Origin of the sequence: Gluconobacter sp. GP1, from assembly GCF_032913585.1 — a bacterium.
GTDB classification, from domain to species: Bacteria; Pseudomonadota; Alphaproteobacteria; order Acetobacterales; family Acetobacteraceae; genus Gluconobacter; species Gluconobacter cerinus.
The window spans coordinates 7,696-15,050 of the sequence record NZ_JASGXC010000014.1; the positions used below are offsets into that span (position 1 = coordinate 7,696).

Consider the following 7,355-nt stretch of genomic DNA (forward strand, 5'->3'; position numbering starts at 1 on the left):
CGACGATGACAGTGTCGGCCGGGTCAAGCTGATGACCATCCATGGCTCAAAGGGCCTGGAGTTCGGGCATGTCTTTCTGATCGGCTGGGAAGATACGCTGTTCCCGTCGCGAACGAACATTGATCCGGCGGAGGAACGTCGACTGGCCTATGTCGCACTCACCCGCGGCCGCCAGCGCGTCAGTGTGTCCTGGTGCGAGTTTCGTCGGGGCGAGCAGGCCAATCCGAGCTGCTTCATCGACGAGATCCCGCTCCAGGCGCGGCGGGATGGCTGGGGGCGCAATCTCAGGCGCCGTCCCGCGTTCCAACGGGGAACGGTTTTCAATCGGCAGGGTCAGAGAGAGGCGATGGGGTTCTGACCACTCACGTGCGGTGGCCGCACTGGGGGGGGGACGCGGAATGTCAGCTGTGGGCCACATATAGATAAAGAGAAACCCTTTGAACGTCTGATTTCTTGGTTGATTTGATGGAAATCAGGTAAATTATTTCTTAATGAATTCTTTGCAAAGGATGTCAAACACTCCAATATTAATTAGAGATAGCACTAGCATTGCAGAAACGCTGCCTATAGATGGAGTATTGGGCGTATGTGCCATAAAAATTACAATAATTAGTTCGCAACTCATAAAGGCAGTCAAAGAACCAAGAAATCCCATCAACACTCCAACTATTAATACTCTGATCGCATGATTAATAAATTCCAGTATTGTTACTCTAAATATTGATATAAGTCCGGAAAACACCAACAGAGGCGTAAACTGGTAAAAGTATTTACCAAATCCGTTTGGTAGCGTATAAATACCGATAAATCTTTCTATCCATGGCTTTGCAGATTCGACATTGAAAGCAATGCACAAACCAGCAGTGACGCCGGAAACAACAGAAATCACTAATGCTGTCTTGCTTGCGGCCAGCATACCATAGAAATACGTCTCGGTTTTTTTCCATATATTTGAACGTATTTTTGGTTTTGGGGGGAGTGAATTAAGAAGAGCTGCTCCTGCCTTCGTATATTTCCCACTTGTTTTGGCATCAATCCCGTTTTTACGCATTTCAGTTAGAAAAGCCCGACCTATACCTTTACAATGGAAGTTTTTATCGACATCGATAGCTTTGTTTAAATAAACAGGAGAATTATCCGCCAAACTATACACTTCATAAAGCGCGTAAATTTTACGGTCTTTCTTATTAATGGCGGCGAAAGAAAGCAAATATTTATATCCGATTGATAACGCGTCCGTGTTATTTTGGTCTGATATATCGTTACTATCTAACTGAAATTTATTAACGCAACTTATCATAAATTCTGTGTCGTTAGCCTGGAACGTAATGTCTGTGTCTTTGGCCTTAGATACTAAATGTTGGATTTCCGAATCATTTAAGAAATCACGTGGCTCCCTGTCCGGTATATTAGATGTATATTTATTCACATTATTATTCATCTTTTCCTAATTCCTTTATTTTGGAATTTTTATTATTCCGGATCACATAAAATACTCTCTCTAAAATATCATTTTATATCAAAAAAAATAAAAAAGAAGGAAAAAATATCCTACAGAATGTCCGCTTTAAAAACTTTCAGTCAACGAGTTCTACGTCCGAGATGAGGCGAAAACTGACCTGTTGCCTTCGCTCTTGCGTGCGATGGGATAGATGGGCGCATATGGTGTCATCTTGGCCTGTGGACCTCACAGGACGTTATGTCTCGGAGTTCTATTTCATGAAGAAGTCGCGTGATGGTCTCGCCGCTTTGGCAATGGGAATTTCTTTGGGGGCTGCGTTTGGCCTCTTAATTGGAAACACGCTTCTCGGGGTGTCCGTCGGTATCGTCTTTGGCCTGTTGATTCCCATGCTACGCTCAGAAAGACATAAGGATCGATAGGACAGGGAGCCCTGTCATCCGGTTATGACGTGCAAGCCATGGAAGCTGGATCGGTTGGAGTGCTGATGACTGCATCCTGACCTGCTCCTTTTGGCCCCTCCCGAAATAGACTGCCTGAACCGCACTCACAAACGCCTTCGTCATACTGCCCGGTATGACCGAGCAACTCATATCTTCCAAGCAGGCTGCCCTGCCCAGGGCACTCTCTTTTCCCTCCCTGAACTCTCCATGGATGCTCGGCAGCATGGTTTTCGCGGGGACACTGGTCCTCGGGTTTGGCTGGATGGTCTTTCCTTTCGATATCCAGATGGTCTGGACCATGGTTGCACAGGCCATCCTGTTCTCCCTGGCTCTCAGCGTTCTCGGAATGGATCTGCGGCGCCTGTGGAAGACGAAAGCCTTCATGCCGCGCTGGCATGTCCTCGTCTTCGTTCCGGTCTGGGTGGCTGTTGGCCTGTTCAATCTCCGGAACGCCTATGACTGCATGAAGGCGGCAGGCCAATGGTGACGTCGCGTGACTGCACTCACAACAGTCTCCGGCAGAATGTCCTGACGGTCACAGACGACGGGGCAGCACAGTGAAATTTGGCGGTCATCAACCCAAGGCGCGGATCTTCCGCAAGCTCAAGGCCGAGACACAGCGTGAGGTCTATCAGTCCGTTCTTCAGCACGTCCGGACCTGCCTCAACCGGGGGCCGTATAATGTCCTTGAACTCCGTGCGAACCTGACGCCCGAGCAGGCCGGGGCGCTGCCCATGGCTTTGACGACGCTTGCACAGGCTGGCGAAATCGCCGCCCTGGGTCACAGTGTTTATGCCCGTGTGCCCTGGATGCCGGCAACACGAACCGTGAGGACCTCGCCGATCGAGGATCTGGTCTTTGCGTCCCTGACCGAACATGAAACCGCCAGCGAAATTGCGACATGGCTCGGCCTCTCCGTCGGTGAGGTGCGGGACTCCCTTTCGGCCCTGGAGCGGGCGGGGCTGATCGAGGAGCGACTGGATCCGCGCCGACCCAACCGTTACCGGATTGTCTCGCCGCATATGGCCAAACACATTCGCCAGGGCGCACAGGATCGGACGTTCACTGATATTGCACGGCACGGCTGATCAATGGCGGTGAAGGCCTTGCGGGAGGTTATCCCCGGATCCGGTGGACAGCGTTGTGGGCAACCGGGGGGAGGACGTGTGGATTCACGCTCCGTTCGTCCCGGGCATCGTCGGGTGACCCTTTCGATTGCCAACGAACTGTCTGTCATCGGCTGGAGCGCGCGTCAGGCCGCGCGCCGATCCGGGGTTTCGAAAGACCGGATCCTGCGCTGGCAGGACGGGCAGGGGCAGCCTGATCCGCACTTCCTGAAATGGCTTTCAGCGCTCGGGATCCTCCATCGCAGGCTGAGCCACCCGCTGGCGCGCGCTGTCCCGCCTCCGGGTAATCGCCCCCCGTTAAATGGCTACGCGATCACCAGTGCCCTGATCACGATCGGCTGGTCCGAGCGCGTCCTCGCCGAGCGTCTGGGGGAGCATCGCACAGCCCTTCGCCGTCTGATCTCAAGTCACGGGCATCTTCCAGTGAGAGAGTCCCGCTGGCTGGAAGCCCTGGCAGACGGTCATCGCGATCTGCCCCGGCCACACGCCCCCATCTGCCTCTCACCCGATCTCTGAAAGGTTGATCATGTTGCAACGCGTTTCGTTTCCTGACGACTCTCAGGACAATCAGGGTGCCGTCGCAGGCGGCATCGCCGCCGAGCGGCTGCGGTCCATCATCGAGCGGGTCGAGCGCCTGGAAGAAGAGCGCAAGGCGCTGAGTGGTGACATCAAGGATATCTTTGCCGAAGCCAGGTCGGCCGGGTTCGACGTCAAGGTCATCCGCATGATCATCCGGCTGCGCAAACAGGAGCCCGCAGAGGTCGAGGCTCAGGAAACCCTTCTGGAGATTTACCGCCGTGCCCTGGGAATGTGACGCCATGCGCAACGTGCCGGTCCGGGAGCGCGTTGCGGAAGTGATCAGCGAGGTTCTGGCCAGCTGGCCAAGTATTGGCCTGCTTCTGTTTGCGTTTGTCGTGCCCCGTCTCGGCGCTCTGATCGGACCTGTCTTTATCCTCGGCGGAGGCCTCGGGGCTCTGATCAGGGCCGGGGGACCGGAGATCGGCCATGACGGCCGGGATTACGGACTTGAGCGCCGACGCAGCGCCGTGTTCGCGAGCCTCGGTGCGGTCCTGCTCCTGCTGTCCCTCTCGCGCCTTTTCCCGGGGGGCGGCCTGTGACGTCCTATTCTGCACATGCGACCTGGTCGCCGACTGTTGTGACCACCGTTCGCTATACAGGTCTTCCGGACAGGGACGCGCCTGCGGCGACGCCGCCCCGCCGTGTCGGCCGGTTCAGCTTCATCGCCGGAGGCATGCTGTTTCTTGTGACCAACGCGACGGACGGGTTCTGTGCACTGGATCAGGTTGCGGGACCGCAATCGTGGCACCTGCACGCCCTTGGCCAGCCGCTGTTCGCGCCGACCTTCTGGCCGTGGATGCTTCTCGCCTGCGTTACACTGGCTCTGGTCAAGGTCGCCGAACGTCTCACGGGTCTGGTGTCGGCATCTGGAGACCGCAGTCGTCGCGGGATCAGGATTGTCGTGACCAGTGTTGCCCTTCTGCTCGGCGGCCTCGGCCGCTGTCTCCTGCATCCGGCCTGACCGGACTCACATTCAGCGTCCGTAGGATGAGCCTACGCAATCGGAAGAGGTGACATGCCGGAACTTCAGACGCTCCTCAAGGAAGTCGTGAGACGTCCTGCAACTTATGACTCCCAGAAGGGTCCCCCTCTCGCCAGTCTGCTGGCGCAGCTCGCCCGAGGCGATGACGGTCATGGCCAGCGTGTCGGTCGACTGGCAGGTCTGATTGGTCATCTTGCAGGGAGTGGGCTGTGCGCCAGCTCCCTGGAGCTTGCAGGTCGACTGCACGATGCTGGCAAGCTCCTCCTGCCAGACAGCCTGTTAAATCATCCCGGAGCGTTCAGCTCCCGCCAGATGACGGTGATGCGCCAGCATCCCTCCATGGGTCTCGGGGCCCTGTTTCATCTTTCTGCCGATGTGCCGACGATCGTTCATGAGGCGGTTCTGCTCCACCATGAGCGGTATGACGGAAAAGGCTATCCGTTTGGCCTGCAGGGTGACGCCATTCCGCTGGCTGCCCGGATCGTCGGGCTGGCCGATGTCATCGACGCACTGCTGTCGAAACGCTCGTACAAGTCCGGATGGTCGCCCCGACAGGTCAAAACCTTCCTCCGGGAGCAGGCCGGGACGGCCTTCGATCCCCGGCTCGCAGGCCTTGCGGTGGAGGCTTTTGAGGATCTTCTTGCGATCCGCCAGAGCGCCGCTCAGCCGGTGCGCGGCTATGTTCCACTGCCCGCCCAGGTCCCATTTTCTTCACGCACCATCAGTGTTCGGAACGACACCCCATGATCTCACTCCCTGTTCCTCCTGCAATCCACACGTCGTCTCACGAGACGGCGCCCCTCAAGGTCCTCGCCCGGGAAGCCGACCGCCTGCTGGCGGACAACCGGAGAGAGGAAGGTCTGGCCATGATCGACGCACTCTACCTGCAGGCCGAAGCCGTCGTGCAAAAAGTAAGCCTGTCCCGGGGGGAGCACTGAGAAAGTCACCGGGAAGAGGTCAGACAAAGGACAGGCCGGAGCCCATCGCAACCCGTGCCGAGTGATACCGGCACGGGTTGCGTCTGTGACAGGGTCTTACTGCGGCGAGGAAGAACTGGCGTCCCCGGTCGGAGCCGTCGGTTTGTCGTCAGAGGTCATCTGGCCCGGCTTGGTCGAATGCTCGACATCATAGGCCGTGGCCTTCTCTTCGTAGGAGCCCTTGGCGCCCGGATGATCCTTGTCATACAGCGCGGCTTTCTGACGGGCTTCCTTGCGATGCTCGTGGCGGACATACATGCCCGTCACACACCCGCCCATGGCGCCAAGGACGCCATGATGATTGGCGACATGGCCGCCGACTGCACCGGCAGCACCGTATTTCACGCAACCGCCCGGCTCCGCCTGGGCGGCTGTCAGTGTCGTGGTCATCAGGCCGGCTGCAACAGCCAGCATCAGCATCTTCTTCATTGGGATCTCGCGGTTTGATGTATGGCCGGCATGAGGTCGACCGCCCTTGTGAAGAGAAAAACAGTCGAAAGCTCAAAGAGTTGCGGCGAGGAGCTGAAACACGGGGTCAGGAGAAGCGGAAGTCGGGTCAGAAGAGAAAGGGGGCCAGCCACAGGCCGTCAGGCCGCCACAATGGTCCGGCCGCACGCGGCCCGCGCCCTGGAGGGCGCGCCATTGTCCCGTCCAGCCGTCTGCGCCTTGCGGGAGAGCATCTGAAAAGAGAAAAGGATGCTTTCCGTGGCTACTCCCGTCACAACAGTCTTCACGCTCACCGGCCCGCAGGACCGTCTGCGCCAGATCGCCGAAGAGCGCGCCTACCGGACCTGCGCACCGGACCAGATGGTGTGGGAGAGCGACACCACACTGGTGATGACGCTCGAAAATGGCATCGGCACGTCCTTCCTCCGTCACGGAGACGGGCTTTCTGACGACTATCCCGACGTCAGTATCCGGGGCATGGAGTATTTTGACTGCTTCGATGATCCGGGCTTTGCCAAATGGCAGGGCGGTCAGCTCGTGTACGAAGCGGATCTCACAACAGTTTTCTCGATCCTGTTTCCAACGGATCCTTCGAAGGACTGGGCCGGATGCTGCGCAACCTTCTGGCGCAGGTCTCCGCCTCTCACAGCGGCTATAGCCGAGAACTGTCCGGACTTTGACCTGATGCCGTTGCGGCAACTGGCAGGGCCAGCGCCCGGATGGGTTCAGACCTCGGATGGCTTCGCCACCCTTTTCCTCCGGCTGCCCTCAGCATTCGAGGCAGAGGACGGCGTTGCCGTCATCTTCTATCCCGGGCTGGGGAGAGCCACTTTACTGAAGAATGTCGATCGTTTCGGAGGCTTCGCGCGCTACCGCCGCGTGTCCTACGGCCGCATTGCAGGCCAGTATCAAGAATTGCGCCCGGTTCTCCGGGACTGCTGGAAGGCTGACGAGAAGAAAAGGCGCAAGGCTCGCCAGGAGCGGAAGATTCTGAAAAGGAAGACGAAGAAAGAGAGCCGGGAGGGAAAGGCCAGTCTTTTCCATTTCTTCGACACGGACCCGTGGGTGGTTTGAAGGGCAGAAGAAAAGAGGGATCGGGGCGGCCCTGACGGGTTCGTTCGCCCTACTGCGCTAGGCTCCTTCGTCACCAAGCTCCGCCTAGCCCCGACGTCCAGCCGCCCTCAGGCGGGCGTCTGGCCCTCGGGTCTGTCCCTTTCGGGTACGGCTCACCCGCGTTCTTTTCCGATGACGGACGGTCCTGGTCTGGGTGTTCTGTTCGTGAGACGGCTCCTCAACCTCCCCGGCCAGTCCTGCGGACCGTCCGGGGAGGCACGTTACAGG

At 57.8% G+C, this 7,355-nt stretch carries 12 protein-coding genes; 10 read left to right on the forward strand and 2 right to left on the reverse strand.

Annotated elements, in window-relative coordinates; genetic code table 11:
- Window positions 1–358, forward strand: a 358-nt coding sequence (locus tag R5H23_RS15940) for a 3'-5' exonuclease (RefSeq protein WP_317216020.1), incomplete at its 5' end; no start/stop codon positions are given.
- A 123-nt stretch (window positions 359–481) separates the two neighbouring features.
- On the opposite strand, the gene R5H23_RS15945 is transcribed toward R5H23_RS15940, so the two are convergent.
- The gene (locus R5H23_RS15945) at window positions 482–1,441 is read right to left on the reverse strand and encodes a hypothetical protein (protein WP_317216021.1); all 960 of its coding nucleotides are present in this window, start codon (window positions 1,439–1,441) and stop codon (window positions 482–484) included.
- A 594-nt stretch (window positions 1,442–2,035) separates the two neighbouring features.
- On the opposite strand from R5H23_RS15945, the gene R5H23_RS15950 reads away from it, so the two are divergent.
- The 8 genes from R5H23_RS15950 to R5H23_RS15985 all read left to right on the forward strand — a co-directional run bounded on the left by R5H23_RS15950 (window position 2,036) and on the right by R5H23_RS15985 (window position 5,528).
- On the forward strand, window positions 2,036–2,389 hold the full coding sequence (locus R5H23_RS15950) for a hypothetical protein (protein WP_317216023.1): 354 nt from the start codon (window positions 2,036–2,038) through the stop codon (window positions 2,387–2,389).
- 70 nt (window positions 2,390–2,459) lie between these two features.
- On the forward strand, window positions 2,460–2,990 hold the full coding sequence (locus tag R5H23_RS15955; RefSeq protein WP_011251394.1) for a hypothetical protein: 531 nt from the start codon (window positions 2,460–2,462) through the stop codon (window positions 2,988–2,990).
- 78 nt (window positions 2,991–3,068) lie between these two features.
- On the forward strand, window positions 3,069–3,545 hold the full coding sequence (locus R5H23_RS15960; protein ID WP_317216024.1) for a helix-turn-helix transcriptional regulator: 477 nt from the start codon (window positions 3,069–3,071) through the stop codon (window positions 3,543–3,545).
- Between the two features lie 10 nt (window positions 3,546–3,555).
- A complete protein-coding gene (locus R5H23_RS15965; protein ID WP_215767207.1) occupies window positions 3,556–3,843 on the forward strand; it encodes a DUF2312 domain-containing protein in 288 nt (95 codons plus the stop codon).
- A gap of 4 nt (window positions 3,844–3,847) precedes the next feature.
- Window positions 3,848–4,147: a hypothetical protein gene (locus R5H23_RS15970; RefSeq protein WP_061510726.1), complete on the forward strand. Its 300-nt coding sequence runs from the start codon at window positions 3,848–3,850 to the stop codon at window positions 4,145–4,147.
- A complete protein-coding gene (locus R5H23_RS15975; protein WP_317216025.1) occupies window positions 4,144–4,569 on the forward strand; it encodes a hypothetical protein in 426 nt (141 codons plus the stop codon). The genes R5H23_RS15970 and R5H23_RS15975 overlap by 4 nt, the downstream gene beginning before the upstream one ends.
- A 54-nt stretch (window positions 4,570–4,623) precedes the next feature.
- Complete coding sequence (locus tag R5H23_RS15980) at window positions 4,624–5,337, forward strand: HD domain-containing phosphohydrolase (protein ID WP_317216027.1); 714 nt, start codon at window positions 4,624–4,626, stop codon at window positions 5,335–5,337.
- Window positions 5,334–5,528: a hypothetical protein gene (locus tag R5H23_RS15985; protein WP_317216028.1), complete on the forward strand. Its 195-nt coding sequence runs from the start codon at window positions 5,334–5,336 to the stop codon at window positions 5,526–5,528. Before R5H23_RS15980 ends, R5H23_RS15985 begins: the two co-directional genes overlap by 4 nt.
- 96 nt (window positions 5,529–5,624) lie before the next feature.
- Here R5H23_RS15985 and R5H23_RS15990 read toward each other — a convergent pair whose 3' ends face one another.
- Window positions 5,625–5,996, reverse strand: a complete 372-nt coding sequence (locus R5H23_RS15990) for a hypothetical protein (RefSeq protein ID WP_211514834.1) — start codon at window positions 5,994–5,996, stop codon at window positions 5,625–5,627.
- Between the two features lie 267 nt (window positions 5,997–6,263).
- Here R5H23_RS15990 and R5H23_RS15995 point away from each other — a divergent pair, with 267 nt between their 5' ends.
- Complete coding sequence (locus R5H23_RS15995; RefSeq protein ID WP_317216029.1) at window positions 6,264–7,088, forward strand: hypothetical protein; 825 nt, start codon at window positions 6,264–6,266, stop codon at window positions 7,086–7,088.
- The last annotated feature ends 267 nt before the right edge of the window (window positions 7,089–7,355 follow it).

Bases quoted from the DNA above. Each gene is read 5' to 3' on its own strand.
- R5H23_RS15970 (WP_061510726.1), top strand. From the start codon at position 3,848: ATGCGCAACGTGCCGGTCCGGGAGCGCGTTGCGGAAGTGATCAGCGAG.
- R5H23_RS15985 (WP_317216028.1), top strand. From the start codon at position 5,334: ATGATCTCACTCCCTGTTCCTCCTGCAATCCACACGTCGTCTCACGAG.
- R5H23_RS15980 (WP_317216027.1), top strand. From the start codon at position 4,624: ATGCCGGAACTTCAGACGCTCCTCAAGGAAGTCGTGAGACGTCCTGCA.
- R5H23_RS15965 (WP_215767207.1), top strand. From the start codon at position 3,556: ATGTTGCAACGCGTTTCGTTTCCTGACGACTCTCAGGACAATCAGGGT.
- R5H23_RS15945 (WP_317216021.1), bottom strand. From the start codon at position 1,441: ATGAATAATAATGTGAATAAATATACATCTAATATACCGGACAGGGAG.
- R5H23_RS15950 (WP_317216023.1), top strand. From the start codon at position 2,036: ATGACCGAGCAACTCATATCTTCCAAGCAGGCTGCCCTGCCCAGGGCA.
- R5H23_RS15995 (WP_317216029.1), top strand. From the start codon at position 6,264: ATGCTTTCCGTGGCTACTCCCGTCACAACAGTCTTCACGCTCACCGGC.
- R5H23_RS15990 (WP_211514834.1), bottom strand. From the start codon at position 5,996: ATGAAGAAGATGCTGATGCTGGCTGTTGCAGCCGGCCTGATGACCACG.